This is a genomic window from Halomonas sp. ISL-56 (assembly GCF_018612805.1).
Lineage (GTDB): Bacteria > Pseudomonadota > Gammaproteobacteria > Pseudomonadales > Halomonadaceae > Vreelandella.
In genome coordinates, this window is sequence record NZ_JAGGRO010000004.1 from 258,690 (window position 1) to 282,454 (window position 23,765).

The 23,765-nt window shown below is 56.3% G+C and carries 19 protein-coding genes; 3 read left to right on the plus strand and 16 right to left on the minus strand.

Features of this window, described 5'->3' with window-relative positions; all coding sequences use genetic code 11:
• Window positions 1-20: 20 nt before the first annotated feature.
• Together J7J49_RS03310 and J7J49_RS03315 are read right to left on the minus strand one after the other, a co-directional pair.
• The gene (locus J7J49_RS03310) at window positions 21-668 is read right to left on the minus strand and encodes a single-stranded DNA-binding protein (RefSeq protein WP_215090114.1); all 648 of its coding nucleotides are present in this window, start codon (window positions 666-668) and stop codon (window positions 21-23) included.
• A 72-nt stretch (window positions 669-740) separates the two neighbouring features.
• The gene (locus J7J49_RS03315; RefSeq protein WP_215090116.1) at window positions 741-2,120 is read right to left on the minus strand and encodes an MFS transporter; all 1,380 of its coding nucleotides are present in this window, start codon (window positions 2,118-2,120) and stop codon (window positions 741-743) included.
• 193 nt (window positions 2,121-2,313) lie between these two features.
• On the opposite strand from J7J49_RS03315, the gene uvrA reads away from it, so the two are divergent.
• Together uvrA and J7J49_RS03325 are read left to right on the plus strand one after the other, a co-directional pair.
• Window positions 2,314-5,160: an excinuclease ABC subunit UvrA gene (gene uvrA / locus J7J49_RS03320; protein WP_215090118.1), complete on the plus strand. Its 2,847-nt coding sequence runs from the start codon at window positions 2,314-2,316 to the stop codon at window positions 5,158-5,160.
• Between the two features lie 154 nt (window positions 5,161-5,314).
• Window positions 5,315-6,058: a Crp/Fnr family transcriptional regulator gene (locus J7J49_RS03325; protein WP_215090120.1), complete on the plus strand. Its 744-nt coding sequence runs from the start codon at window positions 5,315-5,317 to the stop codon at window positions 6,056-6,058.
• A 3-nt stretch (window positions 6,059-6,061) separates the two neighbouring features.
• Here the strand turns inward: J7J49_RS03325 and J7J49_RS03330 are convergent, their stop codons facing one another.
• Both J7J49_RS03330 and J7J49_RS03335 read right to left on the minus strand, forming a co-directional pair.
• The gene (locus tag J7J49_RS03330) at window positions 6,062-6,847 is read right to left on the minus strand and encodes a ribonucleoside-diphosphate reductase (RefSeq protein WP_215090122.1); all 786 of its coding nucleotides are present in this window, start codon (window positions 6,845-6,847) and stop codon (window positions 6,062-6,064) included.
• A 60-nt stretch (window positions 6,848-6,907) separates the two neighbouring features.
• A complete protein-coding gene (locus tag J7J49_RS03335; RefSeq protein WP_215090124.1) occupies window positions 6,908-9,019 on the minus strand; it encodes an adenosylcobalamin-dependent ribonucleoside-diphosphate reductase in 2,112 nt (703 codons plus the stop codon).
• A 270-nt stretch (window positions 9,020-9,289) separates the two neighbouring features.
• Here J7J49_RS03335 and J7J49_RS03340 point away from each other — a divergent pair, with 270 nt between their 5' ends.
• Complete coding sequence (locus J7J49_RS03340) at window positions 9,290-9,844, plus strand: hypothetical protein (RefSeq protein WP_502793502.1); 555 nt, start codon at window positions 9,290-9,292, stop codon at window positions 9,842-9,844.
• Between the two features lie 11 nt (window positions 9,845-9,855).
• Here J7J49_RS03340 and J7J49_RS03345 read toward each other — a convergent pair whose 3' ends face one another.
• The 12 genes from J7J49_RS03345 to J7J49_RS03400 form a co-directional block, all read right to left on the minus strand.
• On the minus strand, window positions 9,856-11,859 hold the full coding sequence (locus tag J7J49_RS03345) for a sensor domain-containing diguanylate cyclase (protein ID WP_251048111.1): 2,004 nt from the start codon (window positions 11,857-11,859) through the stop codon (window positions 9,856-9,858).
• Between the two features lie 23 nt (window positions 11,860-11,882).
• The gene (locus J7J49_RS03350; protein ID WP_215090131.1) at window positions 11,883-12,557 is read right to left on the minus strand and encodes an OmpA/MotB family protein; all 675 of its coding nucleotides are present in this window, start codon (window positions 12,555-12,557) and stop codon (window positions 11,883-11,885) included.
• A 5-nt stretch (window positions 12,558-12,562) separates the two neighbouring features.
• Window positions 12,563-13,384 carry a motility protein A gene (locus J7J49_RS03355; protein WP_215090133.1) on the minus strand — a complete coding sequence of 274 codons (822 nt, stop codon included), beginning with the start codon at window positions 13,382-13,384 and terminating at the stop codon, window positions 12,563-12,565.
• Between the two features lie 41 nt (window positions 13,385-13,425).
• The gene (locus J7J49_RS03360; protein ID WP_215090135.1) at window positions 13,426-14,127 is read right to left on the minus strand and encodes an RNA polymerase sigma factor FliA; all 702 of its coding nucleotides are present in this window, start codon (window positions 14,125-14,127) and stop codon (window positions 13,426-13,428) included.
• A gap of 26 nt (window positions 14,128-14,153) precedes the next feature.
• Window positions 14,154-14,585: a flagellar protein FlhE gene (locus J7J49_RS03365; protein WP_215090137.1), complete on the minus strand. Its 432-nt coding sequence runs from the start codon at window positions 14,583-14,585 to the stop codon at window positions 14,154-14,156.
• A gap of 25 nt (window positions 14,586-14,610) precedes the next feature.
• Window positions 14,611-15,177: a C15 family peptidase gene (locus J7J49_RS03370; RefSeq protein WP_215090139.1), complete on the minus strand. Its 567-nt coding sequence runs from the start codon at window positions 15,175-15,177 to the stop codon at window positions 14,611-14,613.
• On the minus strand, window positions 15,174-17,357 hold the full coding sequence (gene flhF / locus J7J49_RS03375) for a flagellar biosynthesis GTPase FlhF (RefSeq protein WP_215090141.1): 2,184 nt from the start codon (window positions 17,355-17,357) through the stop codon (window positions 15,174-15,176). Before flhF ends, J7J49_RS03370 begins: the two co-directional genes overlap by 4 nt.
• A gap of 59 nt (window positions 17,358-17,416) precedes the next feature.
• Complete coding sequence (gene flhA / locus J7J49_RS03380; RefSeq protein ID WP_215090143.1) at window positions 17,417-19,504, minus strand: flagellar biosynthesis protein FlhA; 2,088 nt, start codon at window positions 19,502-19,504, stop codon at window positions 17,417-17,419.
• Window positions 19,501-20,667, minus strand: a complete 1,167-nt coding sequence (gene flhB, locus J7J49_RS03385; protein ID WP_215090145.1) for a flagellar biosynthesis protein FlhB — start codon at window positions 20,665-20,667, stop codon at window positions 19,501-19,503. Before flhB ends, flhA begins: the two co-directional genes overlap by 4 nt.
• Before the next feature lie 104 nt (window positions 20,668-20,771).
• The gene (gene cheZ / locus J7J49_RS03390) at window positions 20,772-21,479 is read right to left on the minus strand and encodes a protein phosphatase CheZ (RefSeq protein WP_215090147.1); all 708 of its coding nucleotides are present in this window, start codon (window positions 21,477-21,479) and stop codon (window positions 20,772-20,774) included.
• A gap of 41 nt (window positions 21,480-21,520) precedes the next feature.
• A complete protein-coding gene (gene cheY / locus J7J49_RS03395) occupies window positions 21,521-21,910 on the minus strand; it encodes a chemotaxis response regulator CheY (RefSeq protein WP_215090149.1) in 390 nt (129 codons plus the stop codon).
• A 99-nt stretch (window positions 21,911-22,009) separates the two neighbouring features.
• Window positions 22,010-23,713 (minus strand): methyl-accepting chemotaxis protein, encoded by a 1,704-nt coding sequence (locus J7J49_RS03400; RefSeq protein ID WP_215090151.1) that lies wholly within the window; start codon window positions 23,711-23,713, stop codon window positions 22,010-22,012.
• Window positions 23,714-23,765: the final 52 nt, after the last annotated feature.

Genomic DNA, 23,765 nt, shown 5'->3' on the forward strand with positions numbered 1-23,765 from the left:
GCGTTTTGGCACGCTGCGACTTAGAACGGGATTTCATCGTCGAAGTCGTCGAAATTACCCGGATCCGGGGCACCGTAGCTGCTGTTCTGCTGGTTCGGCGGTGGTGCTTGATTGCCCTGCTGCGGCGCTGGCTGAGCGGGACGAGGTGACTGCTGAGGGTTCTGCCCGCCGGGGTAGTTATTACCGCCCTGGGGGGCACCACCCTGCTGAGGATACCCACCGCCCTGATGAGGTGGAGCCGGTGCAGGCTGGGGAGCATTCTGAGGAGCGTTTTGAGGGGCGTTCTGAGGATAGCTATTTTGTGGCGCGCCGCCGCCCTGGTAATCACCGCTGCGACCATCCAGCATCTGCATGTCGTTGGCGACAATTTCTGTCGAGTAGCGATCCTGGCCGTTCTGATCCTGCCACTTGCGGGTTTGCAGGCGCCCCTCGATATAGACTTTAGAGCCTTTTTTCAGGTACTGCTGGGCGATTTCGGCGGTTTTATTAAACATCACCACACGATGCCATTCGGTGCGCTCTTGGCGCTGGCCGCTTTGACGATCCATCCAGGTATCGGTGGTGGCCAGGTTTAGGTTGGCCACGGCGGTACCGCTGGGGGTGAAACGCACCTCTGGATCCTGCCCGAGGTTGCCAATCAAAATGACCTTGTTAATGCCGCGAGCCATAAGACGCTCCTTTAATAGCTGCCTAGTAGAGTTTATTGCCAACCGTCGTCACACTTCATCGCCACGGCTGGATTAAGATTTTGGGGGTGCCATCAGTCTATTCAGCGCCGCCTGATCGAGCTGCTGTCGGTTGACCTTCAAATAGACCAAACGCTCTTCCGGCACCACCATGACGTCTTCGACGCCGACCACATCGGCCAAATGTTCCATCAGCAGGTCAAGCGCGTCTGCCTGGGTCTCGTGCAGCGCTACCACTTCGCTGGAGAGCGGTGGCGGTGCTGGCATCCGCCACATGGCAATCCACCAGCATAGCGCCAGCCCGGCACAGCCAATAAAGACCGCGTTGAGGCCGCCATAATGCGCCAACAAGCCGCCTAATGTACCGCCTAAAAAAGCGCCTAAAAACTGGCTGGTGGAGTAGACCCCCATGGCGGTACCTTTCGCCCCCGCCGGGGCCAGCTTACTGAGCATGGAAGGTAGCGTCGCTTCCAGCAAGTTAAAGCCGGTGAAAAACACAAACAGCCATACAAACAGCCAGTAGCTTGGCGAGAGAGGTAACCCTAGCCCCGCCAAACTCAGCACAATAGCGCCAATTGCCATCAGGCACATCAAGCGCATGCGCTGCTGCTTCTCGGCGACGATAATCAGCGGCACCATGGCCACAAACGATAACGCCATAATGCCAAGATATGCCAGCCCGTGATACTCAATCGCCACACCGGCGTTTAGCAGGCGAAAAGGTACCGCGACAAATATCGCCATCAACACTAAGTGCAGGGCAAAAATCGACATATCCAGCCGCCATAAATCGGGGCGGGTGATGACACTTTTAAACTGCTGACGATCCATGCCCACATCGCGGTGGCGTCGCCGCCGCGGCGCAGCGGGCACCCAGCGCCATAACACCAGGAGGCCTACAAGCGTGAGCAGTGCGGTAAACCAAAACACACCGGCAAGCCCCGCCCAGGCGGCAAGCCATGGCCCTAGCACCATGGCAATGGCAAACGAAACGCCAATAGAGAGGCCAATGGTCGCCATGGCGGCGGTGCGCACTTCCTCACGGGTTTGATCCGCCAGCAGCGCCATGATCGCCGCGGCCACGGCACCGCCGCCCTGCAGCGCCCGCCCAGCAATAATGCCCATAATGGTATCGGAGAGCGCCGCGACCACACTGCCGAGGGCAAATATCACCAGCCCCATGGCAATTACCCGCTTACGGCCAATGCGGTCAGAGAGTAACCCAAACGGAATTTGCAGCGTTGCCTGGGTTAACCCATAAACACCCAGCGCCACGCCCACTAATAGTGGGGTTGAACCCTCAAGGGTATCGGCATACAGCGCTAACACCGGCAGCACCATAAACAGGCCCAGCATGCGCGACGCATATAGCCCGGCCAAACCACTGATCGCACGACGTTCAGAGGCCAGCAATAGTGCGGAAACCTTACGCATAATGCCCTTTTATATGGTGGTTAAACATGGGGTGAATCAGTGTGGACTTAGACAATCGGCTATTCTAGCGGTTTGAGCTGGCGCTGGAAACGTCGCGAGTTGCCGCAGGTTATCTTGGGTTATGAAAGCTGTTTTGCCGGGAGGGTGCAGACAAACGTATAATCACGCTTTTGCCGCGCGATTCGAGGTGTTGATGGACAGCATTCTGGTCAGGGGTGCCCGCACCCACAACCTCAAGCAGATCGATGTGGAACTGCCCCGTAACAAGCTGATTGTGATTACCGGCCTCTCCGGCTCGGGTAAGTCGTCATTAGCGTTCGACACCCTTTACGCCGAGGGGCAACGCCGCTATGTGGAATCGCTCTCCACCTATGCGCGCCAGTTCTTGTCAATGATGGAAAAGCCCGATGTGGATCATATCGAAGGGCTTTCGCCTGCGATTTCCATTGAGCAGAAGTCCACCTCCCACAACCCACGCTCAACCGTGGGCACCATCACCGAAATTTACGACTACCTGCGCCTGCTGTTCGCCCGCGCAGGCACACCCCGCTGCCCGGAACACGGCGAAGACCTAGAGGCCCAGACCATTTCGCAGATGGTCGATCAGGTCATGAACCTTGCCGAAGGCACCAAGTTGATGCTGCTGGCGCCGGTGGTCAAAGGCCGCAAAGGCGAGCACTTACAGCTATTAGCCGAGCTACGGGCCCAGGGCTTTGTGCGCGCCCTGGTCGATGGCCAGGTGCTGGAGCTCGACGACATCGCTCCGCTGGATAAGCGCAAAAAGCACGATATCAGCGTGGTGGTCGACCGTTTCAAAGTTCGTGATGATCTCGCCCAACGCTTGGCGGAGTCCTTTGAAACCGCGTTGAACCTCGCCGACGGCACCGCCATGATTCACTTTATGGACGGTGAGCGCGACGATATTGCCTTCTCGTCACGCTTTGCCTGCCCGGTGTGCGGCTACTCGCTGGCGGAACTTGAGCCGCGCATGTTCTCGTTCAATAACCCGGCGGGCGCCTGCCCCACCTGCGACGGGCTGGGCGTACAGCAGTACTTCGACCCGGACAAACTGATCAGCCACCCGGAGCTATCGCTGGCCGAAGGCGTCATCAAAGGCTGGGATCGGCGCAATATCTACTACTTTACCCAGCTCCAGGCGCTGGCCAAGCACTATGGCTTTGAGCTAGAAACGCCCTGGCATGAGCTCGCCCGCCACCAGCAGGAGGTTATCCTCAACGGTAGCGGCAATGAGCAGATTCCGTTTGTCTACGTGGGCGACCGGGGTCGCAAGGTAACCCGCGAACACACCTTCGAGGGCGTGCTGCCCAATATGCAGCGTCGCTATCGGGAAACCGAGTCCAACATGGTGCGCGATGACCTGGTCAAATACATCGCCGTTCAGCCCTGCGCCACCTGTAACGGCTCGCGGCTGCGCAAAGAGTCGCGCCATGTTTATGTCGATGACCATAACATCGCCGAGATTGTGCGTTTCCCGATTGGCGATGCCTGGCGCTACTTTGCCGATCTAAGCCTGCCGGGGCGCAAAGGCGAAATTGCCGATAAAATCGTTCACGAGATCCACGCCCGGCTAGAGTTTCTGGTCAATGTGGGGCTGGACTATCTCAATCTGGAGCGCAGCGCCGACACCCTTTCCGGCGGTGAAGCCCAGCGTATCCGCTTAGCCAGCCAGATTGGCGCGGGCCTTGTTGGGGTGATGTATATTCTCGATGAGCCGTCTATTGGCTTACACCAGCGCGACAATGACCGACTACTGAAAACCCTCGAGCGGCTGCGCGATTTGGGCAATACCGTGATTGTGGTCGAGCACGACGAAGACGCCATTCGCGCCGCGGATCACGTGCTGGATATCGGCCCCGGTGCCGGCGTTCACGGGGGTGAGATTGTCGCCCAAGGCACGCCTCAGGACGTGATGGACAACCCCAATTCGCTGACCGGCCAGTATCTCTCCGGTACCCGGGAAATCGCCGTACCGCCCTACCGCATTCCTGGCAATCCAGAAAAGCAGCTGATAGTGCGTGGGGCTACCGGCAACAACCTGCAGAACGTAACGCTGAGCCTGCCACTAGGGCTGTTTATCGCCATCACCGGGGTGTCCGGCTCGGGTAAATCGACGTTGATCAACGGCACCTTGATGCCGATTGCCGCGCGCGAATTAAACCGCGCCACGACGCTAACCGCCGCGCCCTATGAGAAGATAGAAGGGCTCGACCAGCTCGATAAAGTCATCGATATTGATCAAAGCCCGATTGGCCGCACGCCGCGCTCCAATCCGGCCACCTACACGGGTATTTTCACCCCCATTCGCGAGCTGTTTGCAGGCACCCAAGAAGCGCGTTCACGGGGCTATAAACCCGGCCGCTTTAGCTTTAACGTCAAAGGCGGGCGTTGTGAGGCGTGCCAGGGCGAGGGCATGATCAAGGTAGAGATGCACTTCCTGCCCGATATCTACGTGCCCTGCGACGTGTGTAAAGGCAAGCGCTACAACCGCGAAACCCTGGATATCCACTACAAGGGTAAAACGATCCACGAAGTGCTGGCCATGACGGTAGAAGACGCGCTGGAATTCTTTAGCCCAGTGCCTGCCATCGCCCGTCGCCTGCAAACCTTGCTGGATGTGGGGCTTTCCTATATTCGCCTGGGGCAGAGCGCCACCACCCTCTCCGGCGGTGAAGCGCAGCGGGTTAAGCTCGCCCGCGAATTGGCCAAGCGCGATACCGGCAAAACACTGTATATCCTGGATGAGCCCACTACCGGTCTGCACTTTGAGGATATTCGCCAACTACTGACGGTACTTCACCGCCTGCGCGACCACGGCAACACCATTGTGGTGATTGAACACAACCTGGATGTGATTAAAACCGCCGACTGGATTGTCGATCTTGGCCCCGAAGGGGGTTCAGGTGGCGGGCAGATCATCGCCGAGGGCACGCCGGAACAGCTCGCCAAACAGGACGTTTCGCATACCGGCCGCTTCTTAGCGCCGCTGCTCGCGCGAGGCAAGCGTGCAACGAAGCGTTGACGCTGGTTTTCGAGGGGTGAGCAGCGCTCACCCCAGACTAAATAGCCATGCTAGTTGGTACCTTTGGGCAACGCAGTAGATGGCCACATTGTTTATAGTGTCGAGCAGATTATAGTTAGCAGTATTATGCAACCCTCTGCTAAAGGGATACGTCATGAATGAAGAAAATAGCTGTATTATCAAGCACTTCAGCCACTACTGCTCGTTGTCTGAAGAGGAGAAAAATTTACTCCTCTCGCTTGAAGAGAGCCCTTCTAACATTAAGTCAGGCTCACTACTCTGGGAGATGGGTGACGTGGCCAAAGAGTTTTGCACGCTGAAAAGCGGCTGGGCTTACTCTTACCGTCACATGGAAAATGGCGACAGACAAATTCTCGAAGTCTTTTTGCCAGGCGATATCATCGGGTTGCGCGAGTTTGCCTTCTCTCAGCGGCTTGAGAATGTGCGCATGATTGATGACGGTGTGGTATGCCACTTTCCCCATAAACGCATGCTGGACATATTCCGCCAGTCATTGCCCCTAACATCAATAATGTTTGCCATCAGTAGTCGTCAGCAGGCGCTTATGACCGAGCGGTTGGTCAATTTAGCAAGGCGTAGTGCCCGCCAGAAAATGGCGCATTATCTTTACGAGATGTATCTGCGGCTGCGTCAAACCAACCCCAATATTAGCAACCAGTTCCGCCTGCCGCTCTCACAGGAGCAGTTAGCCGATGTACTGGGGCTAAGCCCGGTGCACGTAAGCCGCACCTTTACTGCGCTTAGTGAAGACGGACTGGTATTTCGCGATCGACACCATGTCACCATCCCAGACTTACAGGCGCTATCTGCCGAAGGTGAGTTCGATGATTGCTACCTCACCGACAACGTCAGACCATTGCTAGGCGATCCAGACTAAAAACTAACCACACTTCGACCAACCGCAGCCGGCATAGCAGGTCGGGCAGCCATCCATCATGATCAGCTCGCCGCGGCACTCGGGGCAGTTACCCACCGTGGCGGGGCCACTGCCTTCAGGCTTTTTTTCCGTGGCTCCTGCTCCACCAATCGGTTCAACTGCCCCCTGTTCGACTGAATCCGCTTCTACGCTCTCTTCCGGCTGCCATGCATGGCCATGCTGCATACGGTGAGCATAGCGCTCCACCAACTGTTCAACCGGCACTTGGTTACCGTCCCGATCCAGAAAGCCGCGGCGATAGAGAATTTGCTGGATCGACCAGGCAATCGCCGCTACTTCCGAATCGTGGAACATCGGCTTGTTCCAGCGGTTCATGCCACAGCGCACCAGGCCTTTGTCCCAAGCCACTTTGCGTAGATCCGCCACCGCCTGGGTAACGTAACCACCACGAGCCGCCAGCGAGAGGCTACGCATGGTCGCGGTTATCCACTGGTGCTCGCTGGATAGCTGCCCTGACGGAAAAAAGAACTCTACCGGGCGCTCAATCACCACGCGCTTGCCGCCAATCACACCTTCCACCGGCATAAACGACACCAGCAGATAGACTTTCTTGCGCCCCTCCGCACCTACGTAGGAGATCTTTTCAGACACCGCTTCTAAAGTGCCTTCCGGACGGGAAGGAATACGCACCGTCAGCGGGTCTTCATCCTGGAGCTCAGGAGCGGGGGCGGCCTGCTCATGCTGCTTGATACGGTAGCCAACAATTTTCGAGGTAATTTCAACAGCCATTTGGATATCTCTCCGTTTAGCAAAGGTGTGCGTTAGTGAATAAAGGCGCTTAGCGCGGCATCACCATTTGCCGTAGGTGCCCTCTTTTAAGCCATCAAACAAGTTGGCAGCGTTATGCTCTTCACCGTCATAAATCACCGTCTCGTTGCCGTTTAGCTCTAGCGTTTCACCGTTTTCCAGCTCAAATACGTAGGTGGTGTTTTTAAGGTCATCTTCACGCACCAGCACACCCTGGAAGGCTTCGGGATTAAAGCGGAAGGTCGTGCAGCCTTTTAAACGGCTTTCGTAGGCCTGTAAATAGAGCCCCTGAAACTGCTCAAAGGGGAAATCGGTAGGCACGTTAACCGTTTTCGAGATCGCCGAATCGACCCAGTGCTGGGCAGCGGCCTGAACCGCCACATGTTGCTCAGGCGAGATCGCATCGGCGGTGACAAAATAGTCAGGCAAGTCGCTTTCTACCGCCTCTGCGGCGATAAAGTGACGGTAGGCGGCCAGCTCAAACGACACCACTTCGACCTGCTCTTTAGTCTTTTTACCCGACTGGATAATATTGCGGAAGTAGCGGTGCGAGAACGACGGCTCAATGCCGTTGGAGGCGTTGTTACCCATCGACAGACTGATGGTGCCGGTCGGCGCAATTGAGCTGTGGTGGGTAAAGCGCGCGCCGTGCTCGGCCAGTTGCGCTACCAGCTCCGGCTCAAGCTCGGCCACTTGGGCCATATACTGGCTGTAACGGGCATGCAGAATGCGCCCTGGCACTTGATCGCCCACTTCGTAGCCATCTTTGGCCAACTGAGGCCGTTCACGGAGCATTTTGGGGGTAATGGTGTGCTCCTGTTCGAGCACCGGCGCCATACCCTTCTCTTGAGAAAGCTCCAACGCCTGTTTCCAGCCCTCAATGGCTAAATGGCGGCTGACTTCATCGGTGAACACCAGCGACTGTTTGGAACCGTAAGGGATCTTGAGCATGGTGAGCGTTGAGCCTAAGCCCAGGAATCCCATGCCGTGGCGGCGCTTGGCTTCGATTTCACGCTGCTGTTGGGGCAGCGGCAGGCCAGCAATCTCGACCACGTTGTCAAGCATGCGGGTGAAGATCGCCACTACTTTACGATAGCGCTCCCAGTCGAAGCGCGGCTCTTCTCCAAAAGGGTCGATCACAAACTTGGTTAGATTGATAGAGCCAAGCAAACAGGCGCCTTCCGGCGGCAGGGGTTGCTCGCCACAGGGGTTAGTGGCGCGGATATCTTCGCAGAACCAGTTATTGTTCATGCGGTTCACTTGGTCGATCAGGATAAAACCTGGTTCGGCGTAGTCATAGGTGGAGGACATGATGGTATCCCACAACTCCCGCGCTTTAATCACTTCAACAATACGGCAGGCAACGCGGCCCTCCGCATCGACCGTGTAGCCCTCTTCAACCACCGGCCAGTCACGATAGAGCAAGTCTTGCGCATTCACGTCCTCTTTCTCACCAGGATGCAACGGAAAAGCCAGCGGCCAATCAGTGTTGTTCTTGACCGCTTCCATAAATTCATCGGTGATCAGCAGGCTAAGGTTGAACTGACGCAGGCGCCCCGCTTCGCGCTTAGCCTGGATAAACTCGCGCACGTCCGGGTGGCCCACATCAAAGGTACCCATCTGGGCGCCACGACGGCCACCAGCAGAGGCCACGGTGAAACACATCTTGTCGTAGATATCCATAAACGCCAGCGGGCCGTTAGTGCCCGCGCCAGCGCCAAATACAAAGGCGCCTTTATGGCGCAGTGTCGAAAAGTCGTAGCCGATACCGGCCCCGGATTTCAACGTCATGCCCGCATCGACCACCGAGTCGAGAATGTCGCGCATGGAGTCGCGAATCGTGCGCGAGACAGTGCAGTTGATCAGGCTCACTGCGGGCTTGTAAGCCTCAGCACCGGCGTTGGAGAGAATACGACCGGCAGGAATGGCGCCATTTTCCAGCGCCCAACGGAATTTCGGCAGCCACTCTTCCGCTTTGTCACCTTCTACCGCTGCGAGAGCGCGAGCAACCCGTTCAAAGGTAGCACCCACGTCCTGATCGACGGGTTGGCTATGACGATCTTTAAGACGGTATTTGGCGTCCCAGATTTCCCGCGAAGGGGCCTGCATCGGGACATCATTAGAGGTCTTCATAGCCTTAGCAGCGGTGCTCATGTCGCAAAACTCCTTCACAACGGGGTGAATATAGCGCTTAAATGGGGCGATTATACGTGGCACAGGGGTGAAGTATAGACGTGCCTCACCACCATATGAGGCACTTTTTTTAACTTTTTCTACCATATATAGAAAAATCAGCGTGTTACTCTTTTGACGTCCACCGACACGCTATAGACTGGCTTTTTGGTTAATAAAAGCAGGTTGAGTTAAATGCCTTTGATCATGTCAGTAATTCGCTCTCCACGCGTTCACTCCCCATCTCTTTATATGCTGACGCTAACCGTTATGGTGATAGCGACCATGTGGGTAGTCACTGCGCCCGCCGCGAGCGCGGCCACGTTTAATACCGACGATGTGGCCAACCACGACCATTGGCAGTCAATGACGCTCTCGCTGGGGGGCGAACGCCACTACCGAGCGGTGGAAACCCACAGCTACTCAGACGCGACGCTAAGCCTAAATGCTACCCCGGGAGTTTGTGACTTACCCTGGCTGGAGATGCGCGTCACCCTTGAGCAGCAGCAGGGTGAGAGCCGGACGGTGAACCTAGTGCCCACGCGTCTTCGCATCGATGAGCAGCCCGTTATCGACACCATGGCGGAATTTATTACCGAGCGCGGCGATGACGGATTTTATGCCCACTTTTACTTAACTGACTTGGAATCCCTGGTGGCCGATATGCGCCAGGGCGAGCAGTTGTTTATCGGCTTCAACCAGGAAAACCGCGAGCCTTGGTATATGACCTTTAGCCTGCAAGGCGCCGACGCGGCGATTAAGCGAATGCAGACTCAGTGTGAAAGCCGTGGGTCAGCCATTCAATAAAGCATGGATTTTTAAATCGACACCACAGGCTCTAACGCCATTTCAACGCGGTTGCGCCCGCCATGCTTAGCGCGATACATGGCATCATCAGCTCGTGAGATAATGGTTTTACAGCTGTCACCCACCTGCCAAATGGCGACTCCGATACTCACCGTAATCGTTTGTTCGAGCCCTTCGATACGCAGCTCTGCGACCAGCGAGCGCAGCCGCTCGGCCAGACCAATAGCGGCGTCAATATCAGAGTGGGTCGCCAGCACAATAAACTCTTCACCGCCCCAGCGACCCAAGTGGTCGCAGCCACGCAGCGAGTTTTCCACTAAGCGCGCCAGGGCTACCAACACATCGTCACCCACGCTATGGCCGTGGGCATCATTGATTTGCTTGAAGTTATCCACATCGAACAGTAATAGGGCAAAGCCGGCCGCGTAGCGCTTGGCGGCCACTAGCTCAGCATTAATCGCCTCTTCAATGCGGTACCGGTTCCACACCTGGGTAAGTGGATCAAAATGGGCTAATTGCTCCAGCCGCTGGTTGGCCTCAGCAAGGGCTTTACGCTCGTGCTCCAAGTGCATATTCAGCGAGCTAATTTCATGGGCTGAAATGGCCAGCGTCAGGTCTTCACCCAGGTCGACTGCCGCTAAGCGCTCTACCCGCTGCCAGGCTTCGCTCTTACCCACCACCTCCTCATGCCAAGCAACCGAAGGGATCATAAGCGCCATCGGTTGTGGGTTGGTTGTAGGCTGCATCGCCCAATAGAGCGTTTCTACCTGCTCGGGGCGAAAAAATATCAGCCAGGCGCGCTGGGTGGAGCTCATCGGTAGCGGCACCGCCAGGGCTCCGCACTGCTCGGGCATGGCCAGCGAAGAAGTCAACGTCTCTTTGCCGATTTCGCGCGTGTACCAAGGCCCGCTATGCACGTGGGCTCTTTCCAGACGCAGCACAAACTGGCTAATCGCTTCCGGGGTCGGCGTCACGCCTGTTTGATAAGCGCCGCCATTCACCCATAGTACTACGCCATGGGCGCGAAACAGCTTCATCCAGATAGCCGCCTGCTCTTGGAGTAACTGCTGGGGGCTTTTCGGCTCGCTACGCGCCCGTGCACTGAGCACCAGACTATCCTGAACCCGCTGAAGGTAGCGGGCTTCTTGGCGCGCCCGCAGCAACAGCATGCGCTGTGTGGCCATTTGCACGAGGGCTCGAACGGCATCACGTAAGGGGGGCTCAACAGAATGCGGTGCGGCCGAGTGGCAAAACACTAGCCCCCATAAGCCGGTGTCTCCCTGCATTGCCAAACTGAGTGAGCCGCGCACCCCCAAGCGGTTTAAATAGCGCTGCCGCTCCGGCGCAGGAGCGCGTAAAAGGCTGCCGCTAAGGCTCGCTGGATGGGTGGGGATCAAGGTTTCAGGCACCGCGCTAACGTCTTCAATTAACCGCACGGGGTAGTGTTGGTAACTTTTGCGTAGGGCGATAGGGAAGTCGCTGGCGGGAAAACGCTGGCCCAACAGCGAGGGCAGCTGCTTGCCCAGCGCTTCAGCGACCATCAAACCGTGCCAATCACTATCAAAATGGCACACGGTGACGCGATCATGGCCGGTAAGCTGTTGGATCGCATTAACCAAGCAGTCGAGTAACTCTTCCTGATGGGTAGCTTCAGCTAAGCGCATCAGCCGCTCATTGACGGTGCCGAGCAAGCGACGCCTGCCCTGGGGATTAAGTGGTTCAATCTCGACGATAACCTGCTCACCTGCCCGGTAAGCATGGAGCTGAAAACGCACGTTGCTGTGTTTGGAACGAATAAACACTAGCGGGCCGGAAAGCCGCTGCTGCCCCTGCATTTCGCGACGAATCCGCTGGCTTAGCCGTTTCCCCAACACACAGGCGAGGGTGAGCTGCCCATTTTCAGGGCGCTCAACACCGGTTAAACGGGTTAAGTTAGTGCTACTCGCTTGGATGCGTCGACAGTCAGCATCTAATACCAGCAGGGTACCAAACGACTGCAATCGCGGGTGGTACATGGACACAAACGTGGCCTCGCAATCTATTCACCCTCGCCCTGCTGTCTTAGCAGCAGCTCTACGCGCCGGTTGGCAGCTCGGCCATCCGCGGTTGCGTTAGGTTCCATGGGTTGGGTATCGGCATAACCGACGGCCCGCATACGAGAAATATTGAACCCTTGGCGCTCTAAATGCCTTACCACAGCGATAGCCCGCGCTGATGAAAGCTCCCAATTCGAGGGGAAGCGAGCCGTTGAAATAGGCACGCTGTCGGTATGGCCCTCCACCGATATCTGACCGTCAAAGTTGGTCAGCACACCGATAAGGCTTTCGACCACGCCTCGCCCTTGAGGGGTTAATACCGCTTGGCCGCTAGGGAATAGCAGGCTGGTATCAATTCGCAGCGTAACTCCTTCGCTCCCTTGCGAAACGCTGACGCCAGGGATATCTAGCCCGTCAAACTGCGGCTTCACCCCTGCGTGGCGGGGCTGAATGCCGGTGGCCAGTGACGCTAGCGGCAGTGATGATACCGCGCTGGCCGAGCGCATGAAAGCAGTATCAGCGGCTTCACCGCCGCCCGGAGGCGTCAGTGAAAGCAGCAATACAAAGAGCGTGAGCAGCAGCGTCAATACATCCAGATAGCTGGTTAACCAGCTATCTTCGCCATCGCCTGGCGACGGCGTCATTTCCAGCGCGTGGCGTGTATCGCGGTCTAGCATCGGGCCTACCCCTTGGCCGCCGAACTTACCGACGAATCAGGCCTGGGTTTGACACTGTTATCACGAATCTCATCGTGGTAATTAGCCACAAAGGAATTGAGGGTCTCTTCAATGAACGACGGCAAGCGGCGCTTGGTAATCAACGAAATACCTTCCAGCACCATGTTCATGGTAATCAGCCGCTCTTCGGTACGGCGCTCTAACTTCACCGCAATCGGTTTAAACACCAAGTTGGCAAGTAAAATGCCGTAGAAGGTAGTGAGCAGGGCCACTGCCATGCGCGGGCCAATGACCTGTAAGTCACCAGCGTCCATGACCTCCAGCATATTGACCAGCCCCACCAGGGTACCGATCATGCCAAAGGCAGGTGCATAGGTGGCCATGGTGCGAAATATTTGTGCCTCGGCATGCTCACGCGCTTTAAGGCGGGCAATGCGCCAGCGCAGCATGTCAAAAATTTCGTCCTCTTTGGTATTGGCGATCACCAGTTGGATCCCGGTGCGCAAAAAAGGATTGCGGGTATGCTCCAGCTCGCGCTCGACCGCACGCACATCGCCTTTAAACCATAACCGAGACATATCCACCAATTCGCGGATATCATCACGCATATAGGTGTTTTCACGCCGAAATACCAAGCCCACCAGCCGTACAACGCGGAGCACCTCTTTCAGCGGGTAGCTGATGAAGGTCGCCGCTAGCGTACCGGTCACCACAATGGCCAGTCCGGGTAAATTGATAAAACTTTCAGGGGACTCTGCAGTGAAAAACAGCACGCTCACCAGCAGCAGTATGCTGGCAAATATGCCTATCAGCGTCGAAGGATTCATCCACGGCTCCTTGCCGGTCACAAGTGAGTAAAATAGAGGTGTTATGCCGAGTCGTGTAAGCGAGCGCGTAAACGGCTGACGGCTTGGCTGTGCAGTTGAGAAACGCGTGACTCCGTTACGCCCAACACAGCGCCTACTTCCTTAAGGTTAAGTTCTTCTTGGTAGTACAACGCCATTAGCAGCTTTTCACGCTCAGGTAGCGCTTCAATCGCGTCAATCAGCGTTTGCCGCTGCTGACCATCCAACAACTGATCGAATGGGGAATTGCCCAGTTCGTTGCTGATCGGCTCACCGCCATCGGCCACTAGCTCTTCAAATGGCAACAGTTGGCCGCTGTTAGTGTCATTTAGAAGCTGCTGATACTCGCTGAGCGGCATCTCAAGGTGTTGAGCAATTTCGTTCTCTTCTGGTACTCGCCCTAGCAGTTGCTCTAATTGGCGCACGGCGCTATCCACTGCACGCGCCGAGCGGCGTACGCTGCGGGGCAGCCAGTCGCGGGTGCGTAACTCATCCACCATCGCGCCGCGAATACGTTGACTGGCAAAGGTGGCGAACGTCGCCCCCTGGGTGGCATCGAAACGACCCAGCGCTTCCAGCAGCCCCACCATCCCGGCCTGAATAAGGTCATCGAGCTCAATACTCGCTGGCAATCGAACCTGTAGCGTCAAGGCCTGACGTCGCACCAGTGGCATATATTGCGTCAACAGCTCATTTTGCTTGATCCTGCCCTGTGCTGTGTACATATTCTCGCCTCGCGGCTATCCAGCCTTCACTGATAGTTCACAATCAATTGCAACCCTTGCACACGAACAGGCCGTTGGCCTGGGCGTAAGGCGAAGCGAAAATGCAATGGCTCATCGGCGGTTCGCCCCTCCAGTGCGGTGGTAGAACCACGCATACCGGTTAATGCAACACACTGTTCAGGATGGCACAGCCAAGCGTTTAATAGTGCACCGGGGGGGTGCTGAAACTGCCAATGAATACGACCAAGCCGCCCCGACTGTAGGTTATTAGCGGAAGCGGGTGGGATAGCGTCTTGACTAGCGCTTGCCCGATCACTCATCGCCACCATCAGACCGGATATCTGGCTGCTCCAACTACCGGGTGCCGCCTGGGCACTCTCCGTGAATCCTGTTAGTAGGCACCCTGCCACTAGTACTAAGATCAGTGACAGTCTCCCCTTTAATAGCCAGCTTAGCATGCTTGCTCTCCTCGGCAGAGTGCGCTCATCGTGCAAGTACGAGTAACTCCATATTTAAGTAGTAATGAGCGGACTCGCGCAAGTTATTGAGCAACCCTTGGCGCGGCAAGTGCGGCTCATGGAGCGCCAGTAAACGACGCGGCCCGCCCCGCTCGTGTAGCTGACGCAACGTGCGGAACATGGCGGCAAACGTATCGGCATCGCTACTGATCCACAGCGCCCAACGATTGTATTGAGCGCGTAACTCAGCAAGATCGGAAGTGTCCGCCGTTACGATACGAATATCCCAATCATCAGGCTCCCCGGCCCAGCTTCTACCTAGCTCCGACCACTGTCCCAGTCGCGCTTTAACCTTGTTCAGCTGGGGTGTACCACTACCGGGTAGCCCGACCACAATAAGCGGAATTTTTGGCTTGGGCGGCGCCAACGTCGTTGGCTCTTCCACTGCCGCCACCGTAGGCGTTAATAAGGCAGGAGAGTGTTCGGGCACATGCTCTGCCGCCGCGACATCAACAGCTCCTTCGTTCTGCTGCTGTTGGCGCTGCAAACTTGCCCACTTGCGCAGTCCCGAGGCTTGATCTTGTTCGCTCACGCCACGCCCTCTCGACTCACACTGCCCATTTGACGAATCGCATCCCGCGCCATAAAGGCATAGACCAGCGCGTCGAGCATGCCGGTATCGCGGCGGCGACGGCTAGTGCCTAATAGGTTGAGTAGATCACCGCGTAGCGTCTGTGCCTCCTCATCATCGGCCACATCGAGATGTCCGGCGACTGACGCCACACCACTGGCCATTAACAGGCGAACTTCAGCGTTTAGATCACCACTATCAGCCTCTTTTAACTGCTGCCAAGCACGCCGTGTCAAGGCGGCCAAACCTTCGCTTTGCAGCTGTGTTAACAGTAGCGAGAGCACCTCTGCCCCCAACCTTGCCGGGGTCAGCCAGTAGCGGCGCACCACCACTTTGGCACTTTCCGGATCGCGTACCTCCCCGTACCAGGCGAGCAGCGCAGTGCCGCCGGCGTCCTCAACTTCAGCGTAGGCAGTCCACAGTTGCACCGGTTGGCCACGAAAACGCACGCCCACATGGTGCGTTAGCACACTGTCATTGAACAGCTGGCGAATAGTCTGACGCTCGTGGTGAAAGAGTACCCTATGACTGGGGGCTACTTGGCTGACCCAGGTCAAATGCTCGGCTTCCAGCCACGCTAGCGCATCCGATTCAGGAAAGCGCGGTAGCAGGTGCACCGCGACGCCACTTGATGAAGACAACGCAGCTAATCGCGGCTGCCATCCCGCGGCATGGCGATGCTGCAGCCAGGGAAGCGCCAGCCATGCGCCATCCGTGTCCAGCCCAATGTCCGGCATTGCCCAGTCACAGCCGCGCTCATTGCGCCGCGCTGACCACGCCATACCGAGGGTGGTTTCCGCCTTTGGGTAGCTGGCGAGCAGTGTATCCAAACGCTGTTCCTGCACACGGCTTGGCAGCGAGGCTAAGTTCCAGATCTCTTCTAATTCCGTAAATCCCGTAACGCGCTGACGCAGCCGCGCCAGTAGCGACGACAAACGACGCCCTTGGCCCAGCACATCCCGCGACCAGCGCGGCATCCCCATCGGGGCATCTGCACTTTGCGCCCGTTCACGCTGTGGTGTCGCTGTGCTCAGTGCTTGATCCACTAGCGCGGCAGGGGCAGCAATGGCCATATCTTCGGGCACTTGCTGACCATTTGAACCAAACAGCACGCGCATCCCGTGGCGCATAATAATGTCTAACACTGGCGCCAGACGACCCGCCTCATCCTGTTTGGTAATAATACAGTCATCTAACTCTGCGCCCGCCGCTCGCGCTGCCTGGCGATAACGCAGCACGACTTCCTCCAGGGTTTCTGGCTGGCTGGCGGCATTGAGCAGCAGTACCAAACGCACCCGCGAGCGTCCTCCCTGGAGGTGAGCAATCTGCTCAATCACCCGCTGGTCACGCTGACTCATACCCACGGTGTCGATAATCACCCACTGCTTGCCCTGCAGTCGGCCCAGCAAATCGTCGATGGGTTGCTCGGCATCCAGCGCGTACATCGGGGTATCCAGCAGGCGCGCATAGATGCGCAGCTGCTCGTGGGCACCAATCCGGAAACTGTCGGTGGTGACCAGCGCCACCGGGCGCGTGCCGTGGCGCATCACAAAACGCGCGGCTAGCTTGGCGGTGGTGGTGGTTTTACCCACCCCCGTCGGCCCCACCAGGGCGACAATACCGGTTTGATCAAAGAAGCTTGGCTCGTCGCTTAGCACGCTGAGGCGATCCATTAATTGCTGACGCAGCCACTTAAGCGGCGCTTCGCTATCGCTGTCTAATCTGATTAGCGGTTCGGGCATCCCCGCTAGCAGCTCATCGGCGAGCTCACTGCTAAAACCGACGTTCCATAGCAGTTGGCGCAGTCGCGCCGCCGTACCGGTGGGTGCTGTTGCCGCTTGGGCGGCGGGATTGGCTGGCTGGTTGTTTGCCAGCAGCGCGCGCATATCCTGCATTTCGCGCAGTAGGCGCTCGCTCATCGCCTGCATGGGGTCTTGCGGTGGAGGTGCTGACGACGTTTCAGGGGGAGTGGGTTGCGGTGAAGGTTCAAAGTGGTCGATGGCTTCGTCCGCCATGGCCAAGATTTCAACGCCCCCTTCGGTACGCCGATTCGCGACAATCAAGGCGTCTTCACCGAGCGTTTCGCGCACTTGGCGCATCACATCACGACTGTTGGCTCCCACGAAACGTCTAACGCTCATGATTTACCTTTTGCCTATTCTGGAAATGGTCGACGCTAGCCTATCACGGCGTGTCATCATTAACGTCCGCCTACTATTGTGGTCACTCTTAATGTGCGGTCATCGGGAATTTCAGCCTGGGAAAGCACCGACATATGGCGTAAACGGCGACGCAAGAAGCGCGAGAGTACCGCTCTCAACGAGTGCTGCACAACCAGTACCGGCGGCTCGCCGGAGCTTTCGTGACGCTCCAGCGCCTGCTGCGCCTGGGTCATCAATGTTTCTGCCAACCCGGGCTCCATGGCGCCGTTACCGTTCATGGCCTGTACCAGCACCTGTTCCAGTTGTGCATCTAGCCCCATGACATTAAGCGTCTCCTGCCCTGCAAACCACTGCTGGACAATCGCCCGCCCGAGAGAAACACGCACTAGCGCCGTCAACTCGTTAGGATCTTTTTGCTGGGTGGCGTACTCCGCCAAGGTATCCAGAATAGTACGCATATCGCGGATAGAGACATCTTCATCGAGCAGATTTTGCAAGATACGCTGCAAGACTGTCAGCGAAATAGCTTTGGGAATCACTTCTTCGACCAGTGCTTTCTGATCATCACCCATTTTATCCAGCAACTTCTGCACTTCCTGACGACCCAACATCTCGGGAGAGTGGCGGTGCAGTAGGTGGTTCAAGTGAGTCGCGATGACGGTGCTAGCGTCTACCACGGTATAGCCATACACCTGAGCATGTTCACGCTGGTTGCTATCAATCCAGACTGCGGGCAAACCAAAGGCAGGATCTTGGGTATGAGTGCCCTGCAGCTCGCCGGAGACCTGGCCTGGATTGATTGCCAGCCATTTGCCTGGCTGTGCCTCGGCGCGGCCAATTTCAGCGCCTTTCATGGAGAGAACATAGGCATTCGGCGGCAACTCCAGATTATCTCGGATATGCACCACTGGCGGCAGGAAGCCCACTTCCTGGGCAAACTTCTTCCGCACGCTCTTAATGCGCCCCAGCAGTTCGCCTTTTTGACGCGAGTCGACCAGCGGTATTAAGCGATGCCCCACTTCCAGGCCGAGGGTATCGACCAGTTGCACGTCTTCCCAGCTCGCTTCGGGGGTCTCTTGTAACGGCACAGGCGCAGTCGCAATTTCCTCTTTGACCAACGCCTGATCTTTTTGGCGCATAATAAACCACGCTAAACCAGCCAATAGACCGGTAAAGAGCAGAAACACGAAGTTGGGCATGCCAGGCACCATGCCCAATAGCCCCATTACTACGGCGGCCAAGATCAGCACCTGAGGATTAACGAACAGCTGGCTGAGCATTTGCTGGCCAATGTCTTCGTTCGTATCCATGCTGACCCGAGATACCGTGACACCCGCTGCGGTCGAGATCACCAGTGCCGGAATTTGCGCTACCAAGCCGTCGCCGATCGCCAACAGCATATAGGTTTGGCCTGCCGCGCCAAAGCTCATATCGTGCTGCAGCATACCAATCAACAGCCCGCCGATGATATTGACTACCATAATCACCAAACCGGCAATGGCATCGCCACGGACAAACTTACTTGCGCCGTCCATGGAGCCAAAGAAATCAGCCTCTTGAGAGACTTCCGCACGGCGCTTTTTGGCGTCATCTTCACCGATTAAGCCAGCATTCAAATCGGCATCAATGGCCATTTGCTTACCGGGCATCGCATCCAGCGTGAAGCGTGCACCGACTTCGGCAATACGGCCAGCACCTTTGGTGATAACCATAAAGTTGATGATGACAAGGATCAGAAAGACCACTAGGCCTACAGCGAAGTTACCGCCGACCAGGAACGCCCCGAACGCTTCAATGACCTTACCCGCGGACGCACCGCCTTGGTGGCCCTCCATGAGTACCACCCGGGTAGAGGCCACATTGAGCGACAGGCGCAGCAGCGTAGTAAATAGCAACACAGCAGGGAAAGCCGCAAAGTCCAGCGGCTTCTGGGTAAACATGCTGACCATTAACACCATAATGGCCAGCGCGATATTGAAGGTGAAGAGTAAATCCAGGGCAAAGGGGGGCAAGGGCACAATCATCATGCCCAAAATCATCAGGATGAGCAGCGGCCCGACCAGCAGCTTCATGCGCACATCACTCATCCAGTCGCGCCGTCCTACTAGCTGACTCAAGCCTTTCATGGTTGTGCCTCATTACCACCGGCGCCATGCCCGGGGTTTTCCATCTCCGGCGGTACCGGCAGGTTATCGGGGGTTGGGGGCACCTCGCCTCCTTGTTTTGCTACTTGCTTGAGGCGATAGGCCCAGGCCATTACTTCCGCCACCGCGGTATACAGCTCGGCAGGCACCTCCGCCTCTAGATCTACGTGATGATACAGGGCACGCGCCAGTGGCGCTGCTTCCAATCGTGGCACACCGGCCTCTTCAGCGATTTCGCGAATTCGCGCGGCCACCGCATCAGCGCCCTTTGCCACCAGCCGGGGAGCGCCCATACTGCCTTCCTGATAAGTCAGCGCTATCGCGTAGTGCGTGGGGTTGGTAATGATGACGTCCGCCTGGGGCACTTTGCTCATCATCCTGCCCCGCGCCATGGCCTGTTGCTGCTGGCGAATGCGCGCTTTCACGTGGGGGTCGCCTTCGGACTCTTTGTGCTCGCGCTTGACCTCTTCCTGACTCATGCGCAGCTTCTTGGCATTGTCCCAGAGCTGGAACGGCACATCGATCAAAATGACCACGATCAGCACCAGCACCATTAACCCAGCTGCCTGAGCCGCCATGGTGAGAGCATTGGTCAGCGCTTGCTGGATAGGCTGATCCATCAGCGCCATAAATTTGCCGATGTTGTAATACAAAAACGTTGCAGCGACACCCCCTACCAGAACCGACTTGGCAATCGCTTTTGCCAGTTCGATCAAAGCCTGGGTGGAGAAAATACGCTTTACGCCCTTAATAGGATCTAGTTTGGAAAACTTGGGCTGCATCGATTTCGCCGATATCAGCCAGCCTCCCATCAGCCCGGGGGCTACTAATGCAATCACGACTAGCAGTAAAAACAGCGGCATCATGGCAAATAGCGTGCGCTGACCAAGATCCAGTGCACTGACCAACATCGGCGTACTTTCCATTGCTTGGCGACGCTCAAACAAGAAAGCTTGCTCCATCACCGCACCCAACTGGTCGTAGAGCATTTTGCCCATGCTATAGAGGCCAATCACACCGCCCAGCAGAAGCAAAAACGTATTTAACTCGCGGGAACGGGGAACCTGGCCCTCTTCACGGGCTTTCTCTTTTCGCCTGGGCGTGGCCTCTTCAGTCTTTTCCTGGTCGCTATCGTTATCTGCCATACGGGTATCCGGCCAGGTGAAGCGAAGCTTATCACGTATTCAGCCGCCCATAGGGACGGCTGAATAGCGTGCTTGCGTGCCCAGAGGGCGTTTAATAACGCGCGTTAAAAGCCTAATTCATCCAGTAAGTCGTCTACTTGATCTTGCCCAGAGACGGTATCGGGGACATTATCCTTCACTTGCGGCCCATTCAAAAGCTCTTCGTTACGCCGTGCATTGTCGCTTTTCCACTGATCCTCGGCCTTGCGTTGTAGCGTTTCTCGTGCATGATCCCCCGGCGCGTTATCAATAAGCACCTGAACCAGCTGATGTTCGATCTCATGGATCACGTCCATCATCTTCTTAATCACTTGGCCAGTCAGGTCTTGAAAGTCCTGGGCCATCATGATTTCCATCAGTTCTTTATTAGTGGCTGACACCACATCAGGCACATCGCTGAGATAAGTGCGGGTCTCAACCACGAGTGCCTTGGCTTCATCCAGCTCTTTCGGCGCTTCAAACCACTCGGCCCAACGCTTATCCAGCGCTTCTGCTCGGTCTGACAACTGATCCTGCAGCGGCTGCGCACGATCAACGGCATTGAGCGCCCGATCTGCTGCCTGCTCGGTCATGGTGGCGACGTAGTGCAGGCGGTCGCGTGCATCGGGGATGGCTACAGCCGCTTTCTCGATTTCTTTATCCAGACCCAGCTCGCGCATGTTTTCGCGCAACATGCGCGTCAACTTGCCAATGCGATGAATTAGGTCTTCAGCGGCTTGCTCAGACGTTTGTTCAGACGATTGCTCAGAATCGGACTGCTCATTCTGGCTCATAATGTTGTCTCCTCGTTACCCAAGCACATAGGCTCAGTCACTCACATACCCAATTTATCGAAGATCTTATTGAGTTTTTCTTCTAGGGTAGCGGCAGTGAACGGCTTGACGACATAGCCGTTAGCGCCCGCCTGAGCGGCCGCTATAATGTTCTCTTTCTTCGCTTCTGCGGTCACCATCAGCACGGGAAGGTTTTTCAAGGCGTCATCCTGACGGATTTCCTTGAGCATCTCCAAGCCATCCAGGTTCGGCATGTTCCAATCGGAAACGACGAATTCAAACTTGCCGGCGCGCAGTTTATTGAGCGCATCTTGACCATCTTCGGCTTCATCCACGTTGGTGAAGCCCAGCTCCTTAAGCAGACTACGTACGATCCGACGCATGGTAGGAAAGTCGTCTACAACCAGGAAACTCATATTCTTATCTGCCATGGGTCATCCTCTAATCAATCAGTATATGGCTCAGGGGTGACTGAAAAGTACAGTCAGGGATTTAAAACTGTTTCTAAGAGCAGTTCCTAAAACTGTTCTTCAAAATTCTTCCCACTCTTCGTGGTCACTACGCTTGGCGGCCGGTCGACCCGCTTGCTGCTGACCGGCCCTGGGTGCAGGCATCGTATTTGTAGACATAGTATTCGTTGCTGGTGAAGCGGAGGGCAGCACCGGCGCTCCTTGCACACCTAACAATTTAAATACGGCTACTGCTTGTTCCAACCGGTTGGCCTGCTCCTCAAGCGAGGCAGCTGCCGCAGTGGCTTGCTGCACCAGCGCGGCGTTTTGCTGGGTGACTTGATCCATCTGGCCCACGGCCTGACTAACCTGCTCAATGCCGTCGCTCTGCTCTTGGGAAGCGGCAGAAATTTCATCCATGATATCGGTGACTCGACGCACCGCGGTGACTACATCCGACATCGTGGTGCCCGCCTGCTCAACCAGGGTGGAACCTTGCTGAATCTGCGTTACCGAGGCATCAATCAGGGTTTTAATCTCTTTGGCCGCATCCGCACTACGGCTAGCCAAGTTGCGCACTTCTCCTGCCACCACCGCAAAGCCTCGGCCTTGCTCGCCAGCCCGTGCGGCTTCTACTGAGGCGTTAAGCGCCAAGATATTGGTTTGAAAGGCAATCGAATCAATCACGCTGGTAATGTCGGCGACTTTTTTCGAGCTAGTGGAGATGCCGTGCATCGTCTGCACCACCTGTTCCACCACTTTTCCACCGCGCTCGGCCGTGGTGGAAGCGTCTGCTGCCAATGTGCTGGCCTGGCGGGCGTTGTCGGCATTCTGTTTTACCGTCGCGGTCATCTCTTCCATGCTGGCCGCGGTTTCTTGAATCGATGCGGCCTGCTGTTCCGTGCGCGATGAGAGATCAGCGTTACCGCTGGCAATTTCACGCGTGCCGTGATGAATCTCGTTGCTGCCTTCGCGTACGCGGCTAACGATATTGGTGAGGTTCTGCTGCATGGTGCCCATGGCGCCAAACAGACGTCCTATTTCATTTTTACCCGCTTCCGGCAATGGATCGGTTAGGTCGGCCTCGGCAATCGCGTCTAGGCGTTGAATGGCGCCTCTTAGCGGCGCAATCACCGTGCTGCGTAAACCGATGTAGATCACTAAGGTCATCAACAGGGCAAAGACCACTACCGCCACTTTGATAATGTTAAATAGATTGCTCTGGGCCTCCGCGTCGGCCCCAATGGTATCTACCCGCTGGAAGCCGTAATCAACGAATGCCGTCATACTTTCAGACAAACTACTTAACGGTTCGTCCAACTCATCACGCAGGTCGTTATAGCTGGTTAAATCCATATACTCGAAGGTTTCATGCTGCTGTTTAACCAACACCATGACAGCATTAAAATCTTCGATCAGGGCATTTGCCATCGCCTCACCTTGCGGAGAGAATGAATTTGACGCAAAACGCTCGAAACGATCCTCGGCACGCGTAATGCGATCACCAGCGATGGCGACCTGCTCATTGGATTGCCGAGTCTGTCCCACCATTAAATAGTTCGAGGCCGTTTCCATCGCCAGCATGGCTTGGTTTAGCAGTGAGTCGGCGCGATTAATCTCATTTAACTGCGCACCGCTAATATTATTCAGCGTTGCCATATTAGTTCGCGCATCGCGGTCAGCCACAACCCCCAAACCCGCAATCACCAAAATCAGCACGACAAAGCAGCTAAGTGCCGCGACCACAGCGGCGTGAATACTCAAGTTGCGCAGTAAACGATTCATTGTGATTTCCCTTGCGAGCTTATTACGTTTTTATGATTGCTAACTTTTGATG